A 21,941-nucleotide genomic window follows, 5' to 3' on the forward strand; every position below is an offset into this window, starting at 1 on the left:
TTTAAATAAGTAACTTTGTTAACATGAATAATAATCAACCCATTGGCGTTTTTGATTCTGGTATCGGTGGCACTTCTATTTGGAAAGCCATCCATCAATTGCTTCCTAACGAACAAACTATTTATTTGGCCGATAGTAAGAATGCTCCTTATGGACAAAAGTCCAAACAGGAAATCATAGCATTGAGTATGAAAAACACAGAGTTCTTACTAGAAATGGGATGTAAACTAATAGTTGTGGCTTGCAATACGGCAACCACCAATGCCATTAGAGAATTAAGAGCCAAATACGACATTCCTTTTATCGGGATTGAACCAGCTATCAAACCAGCGGCAACACATTCGAAGACACAAACGATTGGAATTCTTGCCACTCAAGGCACTTTAAACAGTGAATTATTCAATAAAACTGTCGAGATGTATCAAGACACCAAAATCATTGAACAAATTGGTCACGGGTTAGTTCAATTAATTGAAAGTGGAAACATTGACTCTCCAGAAATGAATCAATTGCTTACTGAATATCTCACACCAATGATTGCGGCTAATATTGATTATCTTGTTTTAGGCTGTAGCCATTATCCTTACCTTATTCCTCAAATAAAAAAAATACTGCCTCCCCATATTCAAATAATTGATTCTGGCGAAGCAGTTGCGAAACAGACACAAAATGTTTTGAAAGAAAAAGTAGGACTCTCTAACTTGACTGAAAGTCACCCCATTTTCTATACTAATACAGATACGAAAGTCCTTTCGGATATACTGGAAAACAAATATGAAGTTCTTTATAAAGACTTCTAGTTTATTTTTCTTTTTACAAACCAAATGCCATCAAGAGACAAATTCAACGATAGTTTGTGGTAATTTTCCTTGATTAAACCTCCACTAATTTTTGCTCTTTGTCCGTAAGAATAAGAAATATTCAAAGCACTTGAAGTATAATCTATTGGTAATGAAAAACCAATGGATATAGATTTATCTTCAATTTTTTTATTATTCACCTCTAGCGAACCTGTGTCAAAACTAAATCCTCCCGAATACTGTACGCGGTCAAAATAACTGAGTCGTTCTTTAGGTTTTTTGTATAAAAATCCCATAGCAAATCGATTACTATCAACAAAACTACCATACAAATCAGATTGGTTGGTTGAACTCCAAAAACTACGTTCATAATCTAAAGTAAGTTGTAAATTGTTTTTGAATTTAGCACTCACCCCTACTCCCAACTCAAGAGGAAGATAAAAATCATCTTGATTAGAAGCAACACCAGTTTGCAAAGGTGTTGTGACTTCGTTATCAACGGTACTTACTGATTGTACTTTTGAAGCATTAATTTGAGCTGGAAACTTAACCACTCCACCAAAACTAAGAAGCGCCTCTGACTGATATTGCAATCCTATAATGGGCCGAATTCCGTTGTAGTGAATATCTTTATCAATTGTAGTAATTGTTGTCCCTACATAGTAATTTCTGGTATCATTAGTGTTTCCAAATAAAAACGACGTTGTAAGACCCAAAGACCATTTTTTGGATAGTTGATAACCATAAGAAACATCTAAATTATTGAGTCCACCGCTACCTAAAACACTCAAATAATAGCTTTCTATACTATTGTCAATAGGTAATTTTAAACCAGTAATCTTGTAAGAAGAACTAGTATATGGCTTCAATACAATATTAATTCCTGATTTTGAAGTCACTGGAAAAGCGAGACCAATATGTGAAAACTGAACATTATTTCTACTTTCGGAAGTCTCGTTGTCCTTGTACTCCGTTTGGATAACTTTACCTCCCACATCAAACAAAAAGTGGTTAGCTGTCAGAAAACCAAATGAGGCTGGGTTCAAGTTATTAATAAATTTTGATGATGGCAAAGCCAATCCTGAAGAACCTAAGGAAGGAATGGGACCAAAATCGGATTGATAAAGATTTCCAATTCCGTAGATAGAATATGGGGAAGTGGATACACTTTGTGAAAAAGACACAGAGCTAATCAATAGCAATAGTGCAACGTAAATTTTACTGTTTTTCATTAATACGTAATGTAATATATTTTTACTTGGAGCTTACTTTCTTTATTGCTTTGGTCGCCAAAAACCACTCGATTTACTCCTTTATCAAAGCTTGGCAACGCGAGTAATAATGAAGCTTTGGTTTCTGTCAATTTCAAAACTTCTTTTCTTAAAAAATCTCCGATAGGTATTGTGTAACCAATGGATTCATTGAATTCATCTTCCTTAGTATTTAAAATTCCGTACACAGGATTTCCATCATTTCCGTATAATCTAGAGGTGATTCGATTTAGATTATCACTAGTATAGACCTGTAAGGAATCCGCCAACGGGAAGGATTTTGAATACGAATTCTTAACCGGTCGAATAAACAACTCTGCTTTGATAATGGAGCCCTTCGCTGCTATGTACTGAAGTTGTTTCAGATTTGGAAAACTTACTCGGCTCATAACACCAGTCCCAGATTGAGTAAACGATTGATTGAAGATATTGACTGATGGTAAATTATATCTAGAAGTAGGCAAATTTTCGATCAAAGTACCAGTCCGATCGGATTGTATAGCATTGAACTGCTTATTTAAATCAGCAATGGCAAAATCTCTGTACAAAGACTTTTCTTCTATCTTAGATTTAGAATCTGAATAATACATTCGTATCACGCTTGAAGTCCCAAAACCAACCATACAATTTGAACTTGAAGAACCACTTTTGATTACGATACCTTTAAAATAATCAATCAGTTCATTACTATCTGTAATCTCTTTTTTCTGTAACTTCAAGAACAAAGCACTTCCAAAACTATCACTCAACCTTATATTTAAGGAATCTCGTCCTATGGGTCTTGGTCTATAAGCCAATGCTCCTAAGCTTTGACTTTCATACTTTAATTTTGATTTGTTGTAAAAACTCGTAACCGAATTATCTATAGAAACTGGTTTTACTTTTTGGGTCAATTGGTGTACAGACAAATTTTGAACTTTAGTAGTGTCGCCATAATAATATCGATCGTATTTTAAAATCATCGCTATTGAATCGAACACGTAATTAGGGGCATTCGTGTCTGATGAGGCATCTTCAATAGCATAAGAAGTAGGCGTCAATTGAAAATAACTTTCTGAAACAACATTTCCAAAAAGGGGATCTAAATAATTACCTACCAAAATTCGACTCGTATTGGATGTAATTAAAGAATCCAATTGAATCGTAGACAAATCAACCGTTAAGGTATCAAGCAATAAGACTTTATTGGTCACCGACAAATAATCTGACCCAACTATAAATTTCCCTTCATCAACATCAGAATCACAGGAAATCACAACTGCCAAAACAAAAAATACAACTAAAAATCGATACATCTTTTTTTTTCGCAAATATAAAAACCCCCATATAGGCTAGAGTATAACATATACCAACAAGCTTTTCTATACGACAAAAAGGGTGTTTTTTGCTATGAACCACTTTGGATAAATTATTTTTCATTAAACGGACAAATCCACTATTCTATCTAGCAAAACAAGGCACTTATCTATCTCTTTTTTTAATACCACAAATCGAAACTAGATTTGCCCCAATAGATAATGATATGAGATTTTTAAAAATTGCCACGGTTCTTTTTTTGATAAATACGCAAATAAATTCAGCACAAACACTGCTGACTCCTTACTTAAATCTAAAAACTGAGCCAACCAAAAAAACAACAATTACAACTAATGCATTTGGAATTACATTGAAAAAAAATTGGTCAAAGAACAACGAGATTGAAAACAATATGAGCTATACAAAAACGAATATTAATCAAGAATCAAATGCCTATTCGTTCAAGAACGATAGTGAGTATTCAAGTATAGAAAATAGATTAGCATACAGCCGCAAAGTGAATGACCATTTTCAACTACGAGCTAAGGTCATCACAGCCTTTAATTATGACGAAAAAGCAAGCTGGAATGACTTTCTTTTATTAGGAGGAATTCTGATAGATTATAAAATTAATACTCATCACAGTTTGAGTGGAGGAATACTAAGGAGTACGGCATTAGGTGCCCCAAAAATCCTTCCTTCATTTACCTATCATCTTCAAGTAAATGAAAAACTAAAAGTGGCAATTGGTTTTCCAGAAAGTCAAATATCTTATTCAAATAACAGCCGAAATGTATTCTTCTGGAACCATTCCTATGAAGGGAATCAATTCAATACTAACAATAAAACTGGAACGTTTTCTTTTTCACAAATTAATTCGAGCCTCAACTTCGAACGTCAAATCGATGAGAGATGGAAGGCCAATTTCAAGTGTGGATATTCTTTTCAAAAAGACTATAGAACTACCTCTTCACTGGATAATTCAATTTCACTACCCATAAAAGATGGCTATTTACTGGCTATTGGTTTACAATACAAACTTTAATAAATACTTAATTCTATGAATAGCTTTAAAACAAAAACTCTACTAGTAACTGTGATTTGCAGTTTATTTTTTATTGGATGTTCCAACGACGATGACGACGATGAATTGATGGGAAACTGGATAAAAAGATCCGCTTTTGATGGCCCTGCTCGTTCTAGTGCTACATTTTTTGTTATTGACACTTATGCTTTCATCACAACAGGTTACACCGGAGATGCTTACTTAAAAGACCTTTGGGCGTACAATTCTGAAGGTGATTATTGGGAACAAAAGGCAGATTTCCCTGGCGTTGGTAGAAGTTCTGCATCGGCTTTTGATTTGAACGACAAAGGCTATGTAGGTCTTGGTTATGATGGAACGAATCGTTTAAAAGACTTTTATGAATATAATCCCCAAACCAATACTTGGTCACAGAAAGCAGATTTTGCAGGAACTGCCAGATACGGTGCTGTAGGTTTTCAAGTAGGCGGAAAAGCTTATTTTGGGACTGGATATGATGGAAACCATCTAAAGGACTTTTATCAATACAATGCTACCACCGATACTTGGACCTTAGCCAATGGCTTTAGCGGAAATAAAAGACGTAACGCCACTGTTTTTATCATTGACGATAAAGCATATTTAGGAACAGGAATTAATAGTGGCGTTTATCAAACAGATTTTTGGGTTTTTGACCCCAAAACCGAAGTTTGGACAAGAAAAAGAAACCTTGATGATGACGAAGACGATCACGATGATTATACGATTGCAAGAAGTAATGCTTCGAGTTTCTCTATGAATGGATTGGGCTACATTGCGGTTGGCGAAAATGCAAAATCAATTTGGGAATACAATCCAAGCACTGATATTTGGAAAGAAAGGACTTCTCTAGAAGGTTCAGGTAGAACAGATGCTATTGGTTTTTCAATCAATCAAAGAGGTTTTGTATTATTAGGAAAATCAGGAACTTCATATTTTGATGACACTTGGGAATTCAAACCTTTAGAAGAACAAAACGATGATGATAATTAAAAGTTTAACTAAAAACTGCTGGCAAAATGGTCAGCAGTTTTTAAAAATAAAGTATAAAAATGCCATTTCAGCCTTAGTCTTCGCATTGCTTCTGTATGCTTGCAGCCCAAAAAAAGAGTACCAACTCGAAACAATAAAAGTCAATAATGGCTGGGGCTATACTATAACACTTGGTGATAAAACCATCATCAAACAAACCATTATACCGGTAATTAGTGAAGAAAAAAGTTTTGAAACCGAAAAAGATGCCTTAAAATTAGGTACTTTGGTTCTCGATAAATTAAACCACGATATATCACCAACAATCACAAAAAAGGATTTAATATTATTAGCCATAAAAATCTAGCATGAATCTCAATATTTTAAAAAACAACTCCTTAAACAGCTTTCTAGTTCAAGGCTTGATTTGGTGTTTTTTTATAATAGTTTCTTTAGCTCAATTTTATGAAGGGCCCTTTCATATTAACATTGATTTTTATCTTCAATGGTTTACCGGAATACTTTTGTTTTATTTTAACTATACTTATTGTGTGCCACAGCTTTTACTTCAAAAGAAGTACTTCGCCTATTTTTTTATTCTTTTCACTATTATAACCCTTTTCACGAGTATAAGAATCTTATACTTTATCCCTGAATTTCAAATGGATTTTCAAGATAAAGGCATTCAAAATATAGTAAAAATCACTAACGGTCGAGAGATTCCCAGAATGAAGAAGCCACCACTTTTTTTCAAAATCCTTCCCTCATTATTCTATATTCTATTAACTGCAATCAGTACTATTATCAAAATTTTATCAGAGTACTACAGCAATCAACAGAATAAACTCATTGCTGAAGCTCAAAAAAACGCCTCTGACTTAATCTATTTACGCAAACAAACCAATCCCCATTTTTTGTTCAACTCGCTTAATAGTATTTATTCCTTAGCACATAAAAAATCCGATTTGGTGCCTGATGCCATAGTTACACTTTCAGAGCTTATGCGCTATATGCTTTATGAAACCGACAACAAATATGTATTTCTAGAAAATGAAATCAACTATATCAAGAATTATATAGATTTGCAGAAGCTGCGGCTAAATAATATCGAAAACATCACGATAAATGTTCACGGAGATACCAAAAACAAATTTATTGAACCCCTATTATTGATTTCATTTATTGAAAATGCTTTTAAATATGGAACCGACTACAAAGGGGCAGCTTATGTCAAAATAAGGATTTCGATTGTGGACAACGATTTGGATTTTTTCGTGGAAAATAAAATAGAAAAAATTACTATCGACCCTAAAAATTCAGGTATAGGTTTATCTAATATCGAAAGTAGATTAAAGCTTTTGTATCCCAATTCCCACAAGCTAACTATTAGTGAAACGGGAAATAAATACACTGTTCATTTGAGTTTACATCTGGATAAAATTCAAAATTAATTGAAGAAAATGACAAAAATTAAATGCGTAATTATTGATGACGAACCTCTGGGAGTAGAGTTACTTCAAGACTTTGTTTCGAAAATCGACTATTTAGAACTTGTAACCACGTTTTCGAACGCCATTGATGCTTTGGGCAAAATCAATACACTAACAATTGACTTGATTTTTTTGGACATAGAAATGCCTCATTTTAATGGAATTGAATTCATCAATGCATTAGAAAAAAAACCAATGATTATTTTTACAACCGCATATTCTAATTATGCAGTAGAAGGTTTTAATCTTGGTGCAGTTGATTATTTAGTAAAACCCATTCCGTTTCATCGCTTTTTAAAATCTGTTTCACGAGCCCAACAGTTGTTCTTCCCAACTCAAGCACCTTTAAACCAAGTGCCTTTATCACAACCAGAAGTAGAGCACGATTTTATATTTGTTAGAGCGGAATATGAGAATATAAAATTAAACTTTGATGATATTTTATATATTGAAGGGCTAAAGGATTATGTAAAAATTTACACTACCGATAAAAAGTTCACGTTAACACTAACTAGTTTAATAAAATTAGAAGGTTTGCTTTCTTCAAAAGGATTTGCGAGAACTCATCGTTCTTACATCATCAATATCAAACATATCAAATCCATCCAGAAAAACAAAGTGATGATTACTGACAAGCGAATTCCAATTAGTGAAGGCTATAAAAACGAATTCTTTCAGCGTATCAATCTATAATTCGTTTTCCTCTTTAAACCAACTTGAGTACATCACGTAATTATTAGAGATACGTTCGATTTCGCCAGCAAAATCAGATTGATTGATATCTTTTACTTTTTTTGCAGGAACGCCTGCAAAAATTGTTCCCGAAGGCACCACTGTATTTTGAGTAATTACAGAACCCGCAGCCACAATTGCATTGCTCTCAACAACACAATTATCCATTACGATAGCTCCCATTCCAATTAAAACATTGTCATGAATGGTACATCCATGAACAATTGCATTGTGACCAATTGAAACATTGTTCCCAATTACAGTTGGATGCTTTTGATAGGTACAATGTATTACAGCGCCATCCTGAATATTGACTTTATTTCCAATCGAAATCGAATTAACATCTCCTCTTATTACTGCATTGAACCATACACTACAAGATTCACCAAAAGAAACTTCACCAACTATAGTTGCATTTTCAGCAACATAACAATCGTCAGGAATTTGCGGTGATTTTCCATTTACAGATTTAATCAACATAATTTAAAATTTGAAGGAATTAATTAATTGCAGGACAATTACACTCATATTTTTCTCTTTTGCAAAATAGGTTCAACCCTAAAGTAATCTGATGGTAACCTCCATTGTCAAAACGAACGGCACCTGCTACTTGCGAATAAGTATAAGCTATCATAAAGTTGTTATAATTTAAACCAACTATAGGGCTAAAAAATTGTAGTTTTTGTGTAGCAACACTATTATTCTTAAAATATTCAGCGCCATCCAAAGTTCTACGATAAGACAAGCCTCCCCATAAACTTCCAAAATCTAAATTCTTATAAGCTTTCAAGTTAATGTCGATTGTTTTTTCTTGAGTTTTCTCAGTTAACTGAAATAGAACCGATGGCTCCCACAAAACTCGTTCTTTACTACCAAAAACATAACCTGCACTCAACAAATATTTTCTCAAATTATCGCTTTCATAGACACTGTAAATTTCTCGTCTAGTCTCAACAACATTTTTAATTGTAGCATGAGCATAGAAGTTCAAATAATTATAAGAAGCACCAAAATCAAAATTCAAATAAGAATCTCTTTGTACAATCGTTCCATTAATATTAGGGTCAAAATCCCCCGAATTCAAAAACTCCGTTTCATCCAACTGACTTTGAATTACTCCTGCACTCAATCCGAAAGACAATTGATTCAAATCTATTTCATCGCGAGAAAACAACAAATGATAAGCATACGAAACCTTCAAACCTTTTTGAGAATGGTAACCATTTTTGTCATTAAAAACAATAATCCCAGCCCCTGCTCTATCTGATACACGACCATTAAAACTTAAAGTTTGCAGTTGTGGCGCATCTTCTTGTCCAAACCATTGCTTACGCGCCGTTAAACGCACCTTAGCGCAATTGGCAGCGCCAGCCATAGAAGGGTGAATCAGATAATAATTATCGGATAAATAATCAGAATAAACTGGAATACCTTCTTGTGCATTGGCAAAACTTATTACAAAAAGAACAAGACTTAAAAACTTAATTTTTGTATACATTTAGAAATACTATTAATGATATCAATAGACCAGAAACAAGACAAATGAGTGGAGTTCATGCTTATTATTCTTGTTTTTATCAATTAATCTTATAAAAAACCAAATATAGGTATTAGTAGAAAATAACTTTAGTAATTTTGCAAAAAATAATAAGCCATGACAAAAATAACTATAAAAGAAACCCAAAATCCAACAATATTAAAATTCGAATTTCCAGATTTCATCACACAAAATGAAAACTATGAATTCAAGAACATTGACGAAACCAAAAACTCTCCTTTGGCCCAACAATTATTCTATTTGCCATTTGTAAAAACTGTGTATATTTCTGGAAATTTCATTGCCATAGAACGTTTTAGCATTGTTGAATGGGACGATGTAAAAGATGCCGTTGCAGAACAAATCGAGAAATTTGTCAATGATGGAGGAACAATCCTAACGGTTGACGAAAACAAAAGTAAAAAACAACCTATCACCGTATATGGAGAAACGACTCCTAACCCAGCTGCACTGAAATTTGTAGTAAGTAGAATGCTTACCAAAACTCCTGTAGAATACAAAAACATTGACCAAACGTCGTCTTCTCCTTTGGCACAAGAATTATTCAAATTCCCATATGTTAAAGAGGTTTTTATTGACGAGAACTATGTTTCCGTTACAAAATATGAAATCAATGATTGGCAAGAAATAACCTTAGAACTTAGAACATTTATCAAACAATTTATCGAAAACGGAGGTACAGTTATCGACGAATCACAATTGGATATTGCTTTAAAAGACGAAAAGGTAAAAGATGCAAACTTTGACAGCCTTGACGAAACTTCTCAAAAAATTATCAATATCTTAGAAGAATATGTAAAACCTGCCGTAGCAGCCGATGGTGGAAACATTGTTTTTGATTCATATGACGACCAAACTGATACTGTAAAAGTAATGATGCAAGGCGCTTGCAATGGGTGTCCTTCTTCAACTTTCACTTTGAAAAGTGGGATTGAAAATATGCTAAAAAGCATGTTGAATAATGATAACATCAAAGTAGAAGCAGTATAATTTCAGTCTATTTTATTTTAAGCGTCTCCAATGAGGCGCTTTTTTTATTTCAAAAACATCTAAATAGTTAATTTTCAGTTATTTTAAATCCATAAAAGAAAATTTTTCATAATAAATTGTTTATTATTGTATACTAATCTTTAACTATCAAATACCATGGGAGTAACATCATTTTTTAAAAATCTATTTGGTTCAGCCAAAGAATCCGCATCAGAATTAGCCAAAGAAGCTGAATCAACATTTGAAGAAGTAAAAGAAGCCGCAGTACCTCACATCGACAATGCTATTAAGTTTGCCGATGAATCCTTAGAAAAAGTAAAAGAGACCACTGCACCATACCTTGAAAAAGCTGAAAAATTAGCTGATGAAACTATTGATAAAGTAAGTACTGCAGCTGCTCCAGTTATAGAAAAAGCAGAAGAATATGCCAATCAAGCCAAAGAAACCATCAGTGAATACGCAGATAAAGCTGAAACAGTACTTAGCGATCTTGTCGATCAAGTAAAAGAAAAAACTTCAGCAGCAACAGAGAAAGCCACTGAAGATGTTGCTGAAAAAGCAGAGGAAATTAAAAAAGACGTAGATGATGCTACAAAATAACTTTTAAAAAATTGTACTTTTGCATATCATAAAACCTTCTCAACGAGAAGGTTTTTTAAATTAAAAAAAACAGGTATTATGGAAGTAAACCCAAACCAATTAACCAATTACGCAACGCTACTTTGGAATGCTGTTCTTGATTATTCTCCAAAAATCATATCAGCATTTGTAATTTTAATCGTCGGTATTTACGCTATCCGATTCATCACAGGATTGATCAAAAAAGTAATGATAAAGAGAGAGTTAGACCCTACACTCACGAAATTTTTAGCCGATATTCTGATTTGGGCATTGCGAATCCTTTTATTTATTGCTTTTATATCGAAACTAGGCGTAGAAACCTCTTCTTTTGTTGCTATTTTAGGAGCTATGGGATTAGCTGTAGGCTTATCACTTCAAGGCTCTCTTTCAAATTTTGCGGGAGGAATGTTGATTATTCTTTTTAAACCCTTCAAAGTAGGTGATACGATTGAAGCTCAAGGACAAATTGCTACAGTTTTAGAAATACAAATTTTTGTAACCAAACTGGTTACCGCAAACAATCAAACCATTTTTATACCGAATGGCATTTTATCCAACGGAACAATTATCAATTATTCGACACAAGGGCAACGCAGAGCCGACTTGACTATCGCCATTTCATATGAAACGGATATCAAAAAAGCTAAGGAGATTATTGCTGAAGTTATGCGAAGTAACCCAAAAGTCTTGTCTAATCCAACACCTGAAGTTGCCGTAAAAAACCTAACCGATAATGCTATTCAGCTTGCGGTGCGTCCGTGGGCTAAAAATGAGGATTTTGGAGCTGTCTTTTCGGAAACATTAGAAAATTGCAAATTGGCTTTTGATGCTGCTGGTATTACAATACAACCTTATGTTAGGGAATCTTCAATTCAAAACTAAAATTACTTTTTGGTAGTAATCATAAAATCTTTCAAGTAAAAAGGTTCAAAATAAGCGACATCTACGGTGTCGCTTATTTGGTATTTCTCAAAACTCAAAGCACTCATTTCTTTAGCAGAAGGATATTGAATCCCTTCTAAAAAAACAAAATTAGGAGCAGTTAGCACTGTTTTACATTTTTCGTTACAATCTCCAATAAAATAGACAGTTTCCTTGTTATCAGCAAACGATTTTTCGGTAATAACTTCGGCTTGAATGGCTCTTTTCTCTACATAATTTGTATCAAAAATAGCACTGTACACTTCCATTCTTCTGGCATCAATCATTGGAACGATACAACCATCTGTTTGCTTTACTTGTCTAGCTAAAGTTTGCAGCGTATCAATCGCAATCAACGGAATATCCAAAGCATAACACAAACCCTTAGCCGCCGAAACACCTATTCGTAATCCTGTATACGAACCTGGACCTTGACTCACGGCAATAGCACTAAGGTCTTGAAACGCAATTCCCGATTCTTTAATTATTTCTTCTATAAAAACGTGTAAGCGTTCGGCATGAGAATAACCTTCCTCGGACATCTCTTTGCATAACAATGTAGCCCCATCTTTCGCCAAAGACACGGAACAATTCTTAGTAGCTGTTTCAATATTTAATATGTATGCCAAAACGTAAATTGTATAAACTTAAAAAATCACAATCTTTTTTGACGATTGTGATTTTTTAAGTTGTTAGACTATTATTTTATTTCTTTCCTTCTTTTGCATTGTCTGTTTTCAAGGAGACTTTATCTCCTGAATTGAGTTCTTTTGAGACCGTTGTATAGGGCCCTGTAATAACTACATCCCCTTTTTTCAAGCCTGATAAAACCTCTATATTGGTGTCATCTTGAATACCTGTCTTAATGATTCTGATCTTCGCTTTGTTTCCAACTTTTACAAAAACACATTCGAATTTTTTATCGCTTTTTGGTTTAGATTTTTCTTCATTAGGATCCTCTACTTTAATTTCTTTTACCGCAGCGGTATCTGATTTTACAACTACTGAACTAATTGGCACAGTTAAGATATTCGACTTGGTATTAGTAATAATATCAACTGTGGCGGTCATTCCTGGTCTAAAAGGCGAATAAGTGCTTGGCTTACCTTCTAATAAATCTTGATAAGACTCTTTCAAAATTCTAACTTTAACTTTAAAGTTAGTCACTTGATCTGCCGTTAAAGTAGAACTAGCTGAATTTGAAATACTAGTTACAACGCCTTTGAATTGTTTTTTCAAATAAGCATCTACTTCTACATTTGCTTTGTCACCTACTTTTATTTTTACAATGTCATTTTCATTTACATCAACTTCAACCTCCATATTGTTTAAATTGGCCACGCGCAAAATCTCGGTTCCCGCCATTTGTTGCGTTCCCAAAACACGTTCCCCTAATTCTACATTCAATACAGAAATAGTACCGTCAGCAGGAGCATAAATAGTAGTTCTACCTAAGTTGTCTTTGGCTTCAAGTACTGTTGCAGAAGCACTCTGAACGTTGTAATACGCGTTTTGTTTATTGGCTTTAGCTACTTCAAAAGAAGCTATCGCTTTGTCCCAATCTGCTCTAGAAATAATCCCTTTTTCATACAATGATTTGTTTCGGTCATAATTGGCTTTTGCTTCTTTGTATGAGGCTTCGGATTGACTTAAACCCGCTTTAGTACCTGACAAATTGGATATCGTTCTGTTATAACTAGAGGTATACAAATCTGGATTTATTTTAACTAACAAATCACCTTTTTTTACCACTTGTCCTTCTTTTACATTCAAAGCAATGATTTCTCCAGACACTTCAGAAGATATTTTTACTTCAATTTCGGGCTGAATTTTTCCAGTTGCAGAAACCGTTTCTACAATGGTTGATGCAGCCACATTGGCAACTTCAATTTCGGTTCCTTTATCTTTATTACCGATTATTCCTGCTTTCGAGAGTCCCACTAAAGTGCCAATTAGAACAACGGCAACGGCTAAAAGTATATAAATAGTTTTCTTAGACATAATGTATTAGTTTTTTAAGATTGGAATTCCAAAATAGAATTCAAGTATTTTAATTTTAAAAATATAATCGTATTTGGTTCGGATTACTTCAGATTGCGCATTGGTCAACAACGTTTGTGCTTGATTAAAATCGAAGGAATTCATCATCCCCACAGCATAACGTTCTTTGGCGTAATTGAACGCTTCTTGTCTAGACTCCAAAGAAACAATGGCTGATTCGTGTGTTTTTAAAGCACCTTTAGCGTCAGTAAATGCAGTGTATACATTTCTTTGTAGGTCTAATTCTTGTTGTTCTAAAGCAATTTTTGATTTTTCTAAATTGACTTTGTTGCGCTCCACATTATTTTTCACTGACCATCCATTAAAAATTGGAATTGATAATTGTGCACCAAAAGCTTGTCCTTTATTATCTCTAAACTGATCCCAAAAAGGTAACGCTGGTTTAGTAACTGGATTTCCATTTTGATCTAACCCCACTCTATCAGCATAAGCAATCCTTGTATTGTAATTATAAAACCCTTGCAAAGTTGGTTGAAAAGCTCCTTTGGCAATATCTAAATCTTTTTGAGCTACTTCTAAATTTGTTTTAGCTATTTTAAGCTCAGTTCTTGATTCTTTTGCTTTATCATAGATAGCTGTAGCTGGTTGAGCTAGTATATTATTATCGTCTTTGATACTTTCATTATCAACGACATCAAAGTCATAAAACTCCTTCAACTGTAATAATTGAGCCAAACTTAATTTTGAAATTAATAAAGCATTCTCTGCATTAATAACATTTTGCTTGTTAGTAGCTACATTAGCTTTGATATCCAAAACATCTCCTCTTGGAATTGATCCAGCTTTAACAAGTTCTTCTGAACGCGCCAATTGCTTTTCACTAATGGCTAATTGTTCATTTTGGACTTTTAAGTTTTCCTTATTAAACAAAATTTGTAAAAAGGCATTCGCAACATTCAAGGCAACATCTTCTTGCATTTTTAGTAATTGATACTTTGAAGCTACAATAGCTAAATTTGCTCTACGCAATGTATTTTGATTTTGCAAACCTTTATAAATATCAACTCCAAGTGTTGCCCCAAGAGAGGAGAATTGTGTCGTTTGATTTCGCAGTAATCCTGTAGTGATATCTTGGTTCAAACCAATATTCCAAGAGTGAGAAGTATTTGCGTTTAAAGAAGGAATAAAATTTCCAACTGCTCCCTTTTTGTTAATTTCAGCAGTTTTGATATCTAGCTCGGTGTTTTTGATAGAAATATTATTCTCTATGGCATATTTTACACACTCTTCTAAAGTCCAGGTTTTAGTTTGTGCTGTTCCAACAAGGGAAGCGAACAAAAAGAACACTAAACTCAAATAATTATTTTTTTTCATAAATCGGGAATGAAAGTGCAACAAATATACTGCACAAATTTAACATTTTTTCAAAATTAGCAACTAGTTTGCGGGACTTAATTAGGGTTTGGGTTCTTCGGTTAACAATCCTTGATTCCATACTTTTATCTTGTCTGTAGCCTTAATTCCGCTTTTTATCTGAACATAAATTCCATCGCTTACACCCAAAACCAAATCTTTACGAACGAATTTTTGTGGTCCAGTTTGTACTTCAACATAAGGTTTTTGTGTTTTTTTATCAAATTGTACCAAAGCTTCTTTGATAGCCAGAACTTTATCGGCTTTTTCTAAAATAATAGAAGCATTTGCGCTTAAACCTGCTCTAATAAACGTATTATCGCGATTGGTCATTTTGGCTTTGATTTCAAATTGAATCGCGCCATTTTCGGTTTTCCCTTTTGGAGCAATATAATTCAAAACTGCATCGAATTTTTTGTTTTCGATAGCACCAACTGTAATCTCAATAGGCAAATTTTCTTTGATTTTACCCACTTCGGATTCGTCAATTTTTCCAACAAAAATCATTCTTCCTACATCGGCCACACTTGCAATAGTAGTTCCTTCATTGAAATTGTTACTTTCAATAACTTGATTTCCTACTTTCACAGGAACATCTAGCACCATTCCGTTAACGGTTGAACGAATCAAAGTATTCGCATAATTTCCCATTCCAGATGTGGTTCCTGTTTTTACAATATCATTACTCTTTTTGGCTGCAACATAATTCTGTTTTGCTTGCTTATAAGCTACTTGAGCTGCATCAAAATCATTGGCAGAAATCACGCCTTTGTCGAATAATGTTTTTTGTCTTTGGAATAATTTTTCTTGGTTATCCAAATCGATTTTGGCCGTTTGCACTTGATTTTGAGTGTTATTCAAAGTAGAAACATTGGCTACAACTTTAATTTTAGCAATCAAATCACCAGCTTTAATTGTCTCACCAGCTTTGATATACACTTCTTCAATAATTCCAGAAATATTAGGTTTGATTAATACCTCTTCGTCAGGAACGATATTACCTGTAGCGATAGTTGTTTTTACAATGGTTTTTGTTTCGGTTTTATCCGTTTGAAAAACTACTGGTGGTTCTTGATTCTTGGCATACAAGTAATACAATGCACCAAAAAACACTAGTGCAATTACAATTAAAATAGTTATGGTTACTCCTTTTTTCATTTTATGGATTAGTTAATCGTTTTACTTTTATCTTTTATTCTGTTCTTAAAGCATCTACAGGCTTAACTCTAATTGCCGTTTGCGCAGGTATGAATCCGGCCAGTAATCCAGAACCTACCAATATAATTAGGGCAAAAAACACTACCGCTAAATCAACACTTGGATTCGCGAACATCATATCTTCGCTTGGCATAGAATCTAAAATCATATTTAAGACTCCTAAAACTCCTGTCGCCATAGCAATACCAAACATCCCTGCAACAATAGTTAAGAAAATCGCTTCGGTTAAAATTTGAGTTCTAATAGCAGCTGGTGTTGCTCCCAAAGCCCGACGAATCCCTATTTCCTTGGTTCGTTCCTTTACTACGATTAACATAATGTTAGAAATACCGATGACTCCCGAGAGCAGCACTAAAGTTCCAACAAAATAAGCAATGAATCGTAGGATAGAAAACAATCCTTGTACTTTACTAAACTCTGCATACAAATCAAAATTACCAATAGCTCGATCATCAGCTGGATTGATGCTATGTCTTCCTTTCATAAACTCCAAGATTTTCGGTTTCAAATCCGTAATCGAAGCTCCATCATTGGCCGTCAAGGCCATCCACCCAACCATATCACCAAAATTGAAAGCTTGTTGAAAAGTTGTAAAAGGAATAAAGATTTTTTTCTGTTCTTCCTCTCCTCCGCCTCTATTGTTTGACTTTGATTTATAGACTCCAACAATCATAAAATTCACCCCATTAATCTTGATATAGCTTCCAATTACTTCTTCTACAGGCGTATATAGTTCTTTGATTACACCTTGACCAATGACGGCAACTTTCCTTTTTAAATTAATGTCTTGTTGGTTTAAAAATCGGCCTTTCGGAATATCCATTGGCTCTTGTTTAATTAATTCAGGATAATCTCCATAGATGGTATAAGCCGCTGTTTTGGTTCCACGAACCACATTATTTGCTCCCTCAAAACCACCTAACTGATTTCTTGGTGAGACATACAACAAATCTGGAAAGTTCTCTTTAAGCGCAGTAACATCTGCATTTTTAAAATTAAACTTTCGATTAGCAGGCAACCCTTTATAAGGTTTTGAAGCGGTTTGAGACCACATAAACATGGTATTGGTCGCAATACCATCAAATCCTTTTTTTACTCCATTCTCTAATCCATTCCCTGCTGCTAGCAGTATTACCAAAATGAAAATCCCCCAAAAAACACCAAAAGCTGTAAGCACCGTTCGGAACGTATTGGCCGTCAATGCTTCTAAAATCTCATTCCATTTATCTCTATCAAACATAATTATTCGTCTCTAAGTGCTACAATAGGTTTGATTTTGGCGGCATGATAGGCAGGAAAAAAACCTGCCATTGCTCCAGCGAATACTAATAAAATTAAAGTAGTAATAGCCACCCCAAAATCAACTTCTGGATTTAAAAAATAGTCGCTTTTCACATAAGGTCCAACCAGTTCAAGCAATAATAAACTAGAGAGCAACCCCACAAAACCTGCAATTGTGGTAATAAAAATAGACTCATGCAATATCATCCCAACAATAGAAATAGGTGATGCCCCAAGTGCTTTTCGAATTCCAATTTCTTTGGTACGCTCTTTTACAATAATCAACATAATATTACTAACCCCAACTACTCCTGCTATGATGGTACAAATTCCTACCCACCAAAAAAATAGACGGATGTACAAATTCAAATCATAAAATTGCTTAGCATTTTCAATAGAATTATTAATTCCTATGGCACTTTCATCATCTGGAGCAACGGTATTTTTACTTCGCAACATTTGCCCTAATTCTGCCGTAAACTTGGTAGATTGTGCTAATGCTTCTTCATAAGTTGCCATTTTATTCAATGTGAATTGCATATTGCTTATTTTGTCGCCTACACTAAAAGCTTTCTGAGTCGTGGTGATAGGCAAATAAATCCTTGATTCCTCACGTTCTCCTGATGGATCCGTAAACACACCTATAACCTTAAAATTAACATTATTGATTACGATTTCTTCTCCGATAGAATTCTTGTCTTTAAATAAATCCAACTTTACTTTCTGACCAATAGCAGCAACTTTTTCGTTATGCAACAAATCATTATCGTTGATAAAACGTCCGCTAACTATGGTTGCATTTTCTAAAGCTAAATAATCAGGATAAATCCCTCTGAATTGATAATTTCCTGTTTCTTTTCCATAGACAATTACGCCATTCCAATAGGAGTACACAGCAGATCTTCGATCTAACTTATCACTGAATTTAGTAACCGCTAAGTCGTAATCACTATTTCTGAACTGAACTTCTCTTCCTGGATTCAGTCCTTTATATTCTTTGGTTGTAGTACCCGTCCATACTTCAATTATTCCTTCCGCATCACGTTCGAATTGTTTGGCAATTCCGTTTTGCAATCCTTTCCCAGCGCCAAGCAAAATAACCAAAATGAAAATTCCTGAAGCCACAGAAATTCCTGTCAAGAAAGTTCTCAACTTGTTTTTGGCAATAGCCTCAAAAATTTCCTGCCAGCGTTCCGTATTAAACATAAGAAGAAGCTCTTACTTGTTCTACTAATTTATCATCTATAATCAACCCGTCTTTCAAGACTACATTTCGCTTGCACATTGCAGCAATATCTGGCTCGTGAGTTACAATTAGAATAGTTTTCCCTTCATCATTAATGCCTTGAATTAGCTCCATAACCTCATAAGATGTTTTGGTATCTAATGCTCCTGTTGGTTCGTCGGCCAACAATACTTTTGGATTGGAAGCCAAAGCTCTAGCTATTGCAACCCTTTGTTTTTGCCCCCCAGAAAGTTCATTCGGTAAATGATGGGAGTGACTATCAAGACCTACTTTTTTCAAATAAGCCATAGCAATTTCGTTACGTTCTTTTCGTTTTACCCCTTGATAATACAAAGGCATTGCAACATTGTCTAATGCCGTTTTATAATTAATCAAATTAAAGGACTGAAAAACAAACCCTAAAAACTGATTACGGTATCTAGAAGCGATGGTTTCGTTTAATTTTTTTATTGGCACCCCATCGAGAGTATAACTACCCGAATCAGCTTCATCCAAAATTCCCAAAATATTAAGTAATGTTGATTTTCCAGAACCCGAAGACCCCATGATAGCTACCAACTCCCCTTCTTGGATGTTGAAATTAATTCCTTTTAAAACATGTAATGCAGAAGATCCCATTTTATAGGATTTATGTAAATCTTTAATTTCAATCATCTTAAACAATTTTTATCAATACTATTGCTTTTTACTACTAATTTATGATAATAAAAAGTTAAACCTTATACTGCTTTAATCGATAAGACTCTTATGTTTTGAAAATGTTACAAAATATTTGGAATAATATTTGTTTTAGTACTTTTACAAAAAAACAAACTCATAATAGATGTCAAAGTTTATTTTTATCTCTTGCTTTTTAGTGTTTGTGCTCCTAGTAGTAAGTTGTTCAACAGCTAACAAAATTGCCACCTTAAGACCAGAACCTGACGATGCTGTCCCCTTAGTTTATGAAAGCAGTCCTTCGTTTATTAATCTCCCAGTAACAATCAAACTAAAAGACATTGAAAATAAAACCAATGCCGCTCTAAATGGATTGATTTATGAAGACAACATTATTGAAGACGACGACATTGAATTGAAAGTCTGGAAAGAAGCCCCAATAACAATAACCAACGCACACCAAGGTACTACTGAAAAAATAAAGACAGTTTTACCCCTAAAAGTTTGGGTAAAATATCGCATTGGCACCAAAAAATTAGGAGTTGAACTCTACACCTATAAAGAATTCAATTTGAATGGCGTGGTAACTTTGCATAGTGAAGTAAATCTCACCAACTGGCACATGCATACCAAAACTGAATTAAAATCTTTGGACTGGAAAGAAAGCCCAACAATGGTACTATTAGGCAAAAACGTCCCAATAACCTATATCATCAATCCAACTATTAGTTTGTTTAAGTCTAAAATCGAAAGAAAAATTGATGAGTCCATTGAAAAATCAATGGATTTTAAACCCAATGTTTTAGAAGCTTTAGAAAAGATCTGTACACCTTTTGAAATGAGCCAGGCCTATTCGAGTTGGTTGCGAATTACACCCATTGAAGTCTATACTACCAATGCCCGATTAAGAAACGATACTTTCGTTTTAGAAATGGGAATGAAATGCAATATGGAGACCATAATTGGCACAAAACCAACATCAAAATATGACAAAAACAAAATACTCTTAAAACCAGTAGCACAAATCCCACAACAAATCAATACCAATATTGCGGCCGTTTCAACATATTTAGAGGCTTCAAGAATTATGACTAAAAATTTTAACGGTCAAGTTTTTGGTTCTGGAAGTAAAAAAGTTAGTGTTCAAAACGTAAACATTTGGCACAAAAACGACAAAATGGTGATTGCTTTAGACCTATTAGGTAGTGTTAATGGTACCATTTACCTATCAGGTTTTCCTCAATACAATGAAAAAACCAAAGAAATATATTTTGACAAATTAGATTATGTTTTAGACACTAAAAACCGATTGATGCGAACAGCCAATTGGCTTGCACAAGGCATTATTTTACGAAAAATAGAAGCCAATTGCAGGTATTCTATCCAGCCCAATTTAGAAGAAGGCAAAAAAAGCATGATGAGTTACCTCACTAATTATTCACCAATGCCAGGTGTTTTTGTAAATGGAAAAATGGAGGATATCCAATTTCAAAAAATTCAATTAACCAATCAAGCCATCATTGCTTTTATCAATGTAAAAGGGAATGTTAAAGTCACCATAGATGGATTGAAATAACTATAAAAAAGGCTGAATAAATAATTCAGCCTTATATTTTATTATAATTTTTTCTTTTTCATTCGATAAATATAATACCCTAGCGCAGCAACCAAAAGATATGGAATTACCATTAGGTACACAATTCCGTCATTAACCGCTGCCGCTTTTGTAGCATTGCCTTCACTGGTTAATGCAGCTCTACACATAGCACATTGTGCATAAGTTTGAACTTCAAATAGAAAATAACAAATTCCCAAAAGCAGGAATTGTAATTTACTAGTTCTTATTTCTCTCTTTTTATTTCTATCTCTAACTAGCATAATATGGCGCTATCATTAAATAAACGATTACTCCAGTTACTGCAACGTATAACCAAATTGGGAAGGTGATTTTGGCTATTTTCTTGTGCTTATCAAACCTTTCAGCGAGTGCACGAACATAAGTAATAAGTACCAAAGGAATTACAGCTATAGACAAAAGGATATGCGATAAAAGAATAAAGAAATAAACATAGCGTAAAACACCTTCACCACCATAACTAGTAGAATCTGTGGTCATATGGTAAGCAATATACATAACCAAAAAAGCTAATGAACAACCTATTGCAGTTTTCATTAAATTTTCGTGTAAAATTCTATTCCCTTTTTTAATGGCAAGTACTGCCCAAATTAACAGAATAGCTGTTATACCATTGATTGTAGCATAGATTGGAGGTAAAAATCGCAATGGAGCCACTTCTATTCCAAAGTCTTTTAATTTAACTTTAAACAATATAGCAACCGCTACCGGGATTAAAATAGATAATATTACAATCCATTTATTGTATTTCTGCTCAACTGAATTTTGTTCCATT

At 33.9% G+C, this 21,941-nt stretch carries 23 protein-coding genes; 10 read left to right on the top strand and 13 right to left on the bottom strand.

What is annotated here, in order from left to right; all coding sequences use genetic code 11:
* Positions 1 to 23: 23 nt before the first annotated feature.
* On the top strand, positions 24 to 800 hold the full coding sequence (murI, locus tag ACZ1AQ_RS01005) for a glutamate racemase (protein WP_489631102.1): 777 nt from the start codon (positions 24 to 26) through the stop codon (positions 798 to 800).
* On the opposite strand, the gene bamG is transcribed toward murI, so the two are convergent.
* The gene (gene bamG, locus ACZ1AQ_RS01010) at positions 797 to 2,032 is read right to left on the bottom strand and encodes a BamG family beta-barrel-assembly machinery protein (protein ID WP_489631103.1); all 1,236 of its coding nucleotides are present in this window, start codon (positions 2,030 to 2,032) and stop codon (positions 797 to 799) included. The two genes, murI and bamG, sit on opposite strands and share 4 nt — an antisense overlap.
* Positions 2,032 to 3,366, bottom strand: a complete 1,335-nt coding sequence (locus tag ACZ1AQ_RS01015) for a DUF4270 family protein (RefSeq protein WP_489631104.1) — start codon at positions 3,364 to 3,366, stop codon at positions 2,032 to 2,034. Before ACZ1AQ_RS01015 ends, bamG begins: the two co-directional genes overlap by 1 nt.
* A gap of 227 nt (positions 3,367 to 3,593) precedes the next feature.
* On the opposite strand from ACZ1AQ_RS01015, the gene ACZ1AQ_RS01020 reads away from it, so the two are divergent.
* From ACZ1AQ_RS01020 to ACZ1AQ_RS01040, 5 genes are all read left to right on the top strand, one after another.
* Positions 3,594 to 4,412 carry a DUF6268 family outer membrane beta-barrel protein gene (locus tag ACZ1AQ_RS01020; RefSeq protein ID WP_489631105.1) on the top strand — a complete coding sequence of 273 codons (819 nt, stop codon included), beginning with the start codon at positions 3,594 to 3,596 and terminating at the stop codon, positions 4,410 to 4,412.
* A gap of 15 nt (positions 4,413 to 4,427) precedes the next feature.
* Positions 4,428 to 5,423 (top strand): Kelch repeat-containing protein, encoded by a 996-nt coding sequence (locus ACZ1AQ_RS01025; RefSeq protein WP_489631106.1) that lies wholly within the window; start codon positions 4,428 to 4,430, stop codon positions 5,421 to 5,423.
* Positions 5,410 to 5,769 (top strand): DUF4907 domain-containing protein, encoded by a 360-nt coding sequence (locus ACZ1AQ_RS01030; protein WP_489631107.1) that lies wholly within the window; start codon positions 5,410 to 5,412, stop codon positions 5,767 to 5,769. The genes ACZ1AQ_RS01025 and ACZ1AQ_RS01030 overlap by 14 nt, the downstream gene beginning before the upstream one ends.
* 295 nt (positions 5,770 to 6,064) lie before the next feature.
* Positions 6,065 to 6,853 carry a sensor histidine kinase gene (locus tag ACZ1AQ_RS01035; protein WP_489631108.1) on the top strand — a complete coding sequence of 263 codons (789 nt, stop codon included), beginning with the start codon at positions 6,065 to 6,067 and terminating at the stop codon, positions 6,851 to 6,853.
* A gap of 9 nt (positions 6,854 to 6,862) precedes the next feature.
* Entirely contained in the window at positions 6,863 to 7,585 is a 723-nt protein-coding gene (locus ACZ1AQ_RS01040; protein ID WP_489631109.1) for a LytR/AlgR family response regulator transcription factor, read from the top strand.
* On the opposite strand, the gene ACZ1AQ_RS01045 is transcribed toward ACZ1AQ_RS01040, so the two are convergent.
* Both ACZ1AQ_RS01045 and ACZ1AQ_RS01050 read right to left on the bottom strand, forming a co-directional pair.
* Positions 7,580 to 8,104, bottom strand: coding sequence for a gamma carbonic anhydrase family protein (locus tag ACZ1AQ_RS01045; protein ID WP_489631110.1), 525 nt, complete (start codon positions 8,102 to 8,104; stop codon positions 7,580 to 7,582). The two genes, ACZ1AQ_RS01040 and ACZ1AQ_RS01045, sit on opposite strands and share 6 nt — an antisense overlap.
* A gap of 19 nt (positions 8,105 to 8,123) precedes the next feature.
* Entirely contained in the window at positions 8,124 to 9,122 is a 999-nt protein-coding gene (locus ACZ1AQ_RS01050) for a PorP/SprF family type IX secretion system membrane protein (RefSeq protein ID WP_489631111.1), read from the bottom strand.
* Positions 9,123 to 9,278: 156 nt separating this feature from the next.
* Between ACZ1AQ_RS01050 and ACZ1AQ_RS01055 the strand changes: the two genes are divergently transcribed.
* The 3 genes from ACZ1AQ_RS01055 (at position 9,279) to ACZ1AQ_RS01065 (ending at position 11,675) form a co-directional block, all read left to right on the top strand.
* Positions 9,279 to 10,172 (top strand): NifU family protein, encoded by an 894-nt coding sequence (locus tag ACZ1AQ_RS01055; protein WP_489631112.1) that lies wholly within the window; start codon positions 9,279 to 9,281, stop codon positions 10,170 to 10,172.
* A gap of 156 nt (positions 10,173 to 10,328) precedes the next feature.
* A complete protein-coding gene (locus ACZ1AQ_RS01060) occupies positions 10,329 to 10,772 on the top strand; it encodes a YtxH domain-containing protein (RefSeq protein WP_489631113.1) in 444 nt (147 codons plus the stop codon).
* A gap of 78 nt (positions 10,773 to 10,850) precedes the next feature.
* Positions 10,851 to 11,675 carry a mechanosensitive ion channel family protein gene (locus ACZ1AQ_RS01065; RefSeq protein ID WP_489631114.1) on the top strand — a complete coding sequence of 275 codons (825 nt, stop codon included), beginning with the start codon at positions 10,851 to 10,853 and terminating at the stop codon, positions 11,673 to 11,675.
* A 2-nt stretch (positions 11,676 to 11,677) separates the two neighbouring features.
* On the opposite strand, the gene tsaB is transcribed toward ACZ1AQ_RS01065, so the two are convergent.
* The 7 genes from tsaB to ACZ1AQ_RS01100 all read right to left on the bottom strand — a co-directional run bounded on the left by tsaB (position 11,678) and on the right by ACZ1AQ_RS01100 (position 19,527).
* Entirely contained in the window at positions 11,678 to 12,343 is a 666-nt protein-coding gene (tsaB, locus tag ACZ1AQ_RS01070; protein ID WP_489631115.1) for a tRNA (adenosine(37)-N6)-threonylcarbamoyltransferase complex dimerization subunit type 1 TsaB, read from the bottom strand.
* A 76-nt stretch (positions 12,344 to 12,419) separates the two neighbouring features.
* Entirely contained in the window at positions 12,420 to 13,715 is a 1,296-nt protein-coding gene (locus ACZ1AQ_RS01075; RefSeq protein ID WP_489631116.1) for an efflux RND transporter periplasmic adaptor subunit, read from the bottom strand.
* Positions 13,716 to 13,721: 6 nt separating this feature from the next.
* On the bottom strand, positions 13,722 to 15,089 hold the full coding sequence (locus ACZ1AQ_RS01080; protein WP_489631117.1) for a TolC family protein: 1,368 nt from the start codon (positions 15,087 to 15,089) through the stop codon (positions 13,722 to 13,724).
* A gap of 81 nt (positions 15,090 to 15,170) precedes the next feature.
* Positions 15,171 to 16,286, bottom strand: coding sequence for an efflux RND transporter periplasmic adaptor subunit (locus ACZ1AQ_RS01085; protein WP_489631118.1), 1,116 nt, complete (start codon positions 16,284 to 16,286; stop codon positions 15,171 to 15,173).
* A 34-nt stretch (positions 16,287 to 16,320) separates the two neighbouring features.
* Entirely contained in the window at positions 16,321 to 17,586 is a 1,266-nt protein-coding gene (locus tag ACZ1AQ_RS01090) for an ABC transporter permease (RefSeq protein ID WP_489631119.1), read from the bottom strand.
* 2 nt (positions 17,587 to 17,588) lie between these two features.
* The gene (locus ACZ1AQ_RS01095; protein ID WP_489631120.1) at positions 17,589 to 18,833 is read right to left on the bottom strand and encodes an ABC transporter permease; all 1,245 of its coding nucleotides are present in this window, start codon (positions 18,831 to 18,833) and stop codon (positions 17,589 to 17,591) included.
* On the bottom strand, positions 18,826 to 19,527 hold the full coding sequence (locus ACZ1AQ_RS01100; RefSeq protein WP_489631121.1) for an ABC transporter ATP-binding protein: 702 nt from the start codon (positions 19,525 to 19,527) through the stop codon (positions 18,826 to 18,828). The genes ACZ1AQ_RS01095 and ACZ1AQ_RS01100 overlap by 8 nt, the downstream gene beginning before the upstream one ends.
* 169 nt (positions 19,528 to 19,696) lie before the next feature.
* Here ACZ1AQ_RS01100 and ACZ1AQ_RS01105 point away from each other — a divergent pair, with 169 nt between their 5' ends.
* Entirely contained in the window at positions 19,697 to 21,106 is a 1,410-nt protein-coding gene (locus tag ACZ1AQ_RS01105; protein ID WP_489631122.1) for a DUF4403 family protein, read from the top strand.
* 41 nt (positions 21,107 to 21,147) lie between these two features.
* On the opposite strand, the gene ACZ1AQ_RS01110 is transcribed toward ACZ1AQ_RS01105, so the two are convergent.
* Together ACZ1AQ_RS01110 and ACZ1AQ_RS01115 are read right to left on the bottom strand one after the other, a co-directional pair.
* Entirely contained in the window at positions 21,148 to 21,408 is a 261-nt protein-coding gene (locus ACZ1AQ_RS01110) for a hypothetical protein (protein ID WP_489631123.1), read from the bottom strand.
* Entirely contained in the window at positions 21,398 to 21,940 is a 543-nt protein-coding gene (locus ACZ1AQ_RS01115; protein WP_489631124.1) for a DUF420 domain-containing protein, read from the bottom strand. The genes ACZ1AQ_RS01110 and ACZ1AQ_RS01115 overlap by 11 nt, the downstream gene beginning before the upstream one ends.
* Position 21,941: the final 1 nt, after the last annotated feature.

The organism is Flavobacterium sp. UM26 (genome assembly GCF_057922445.1).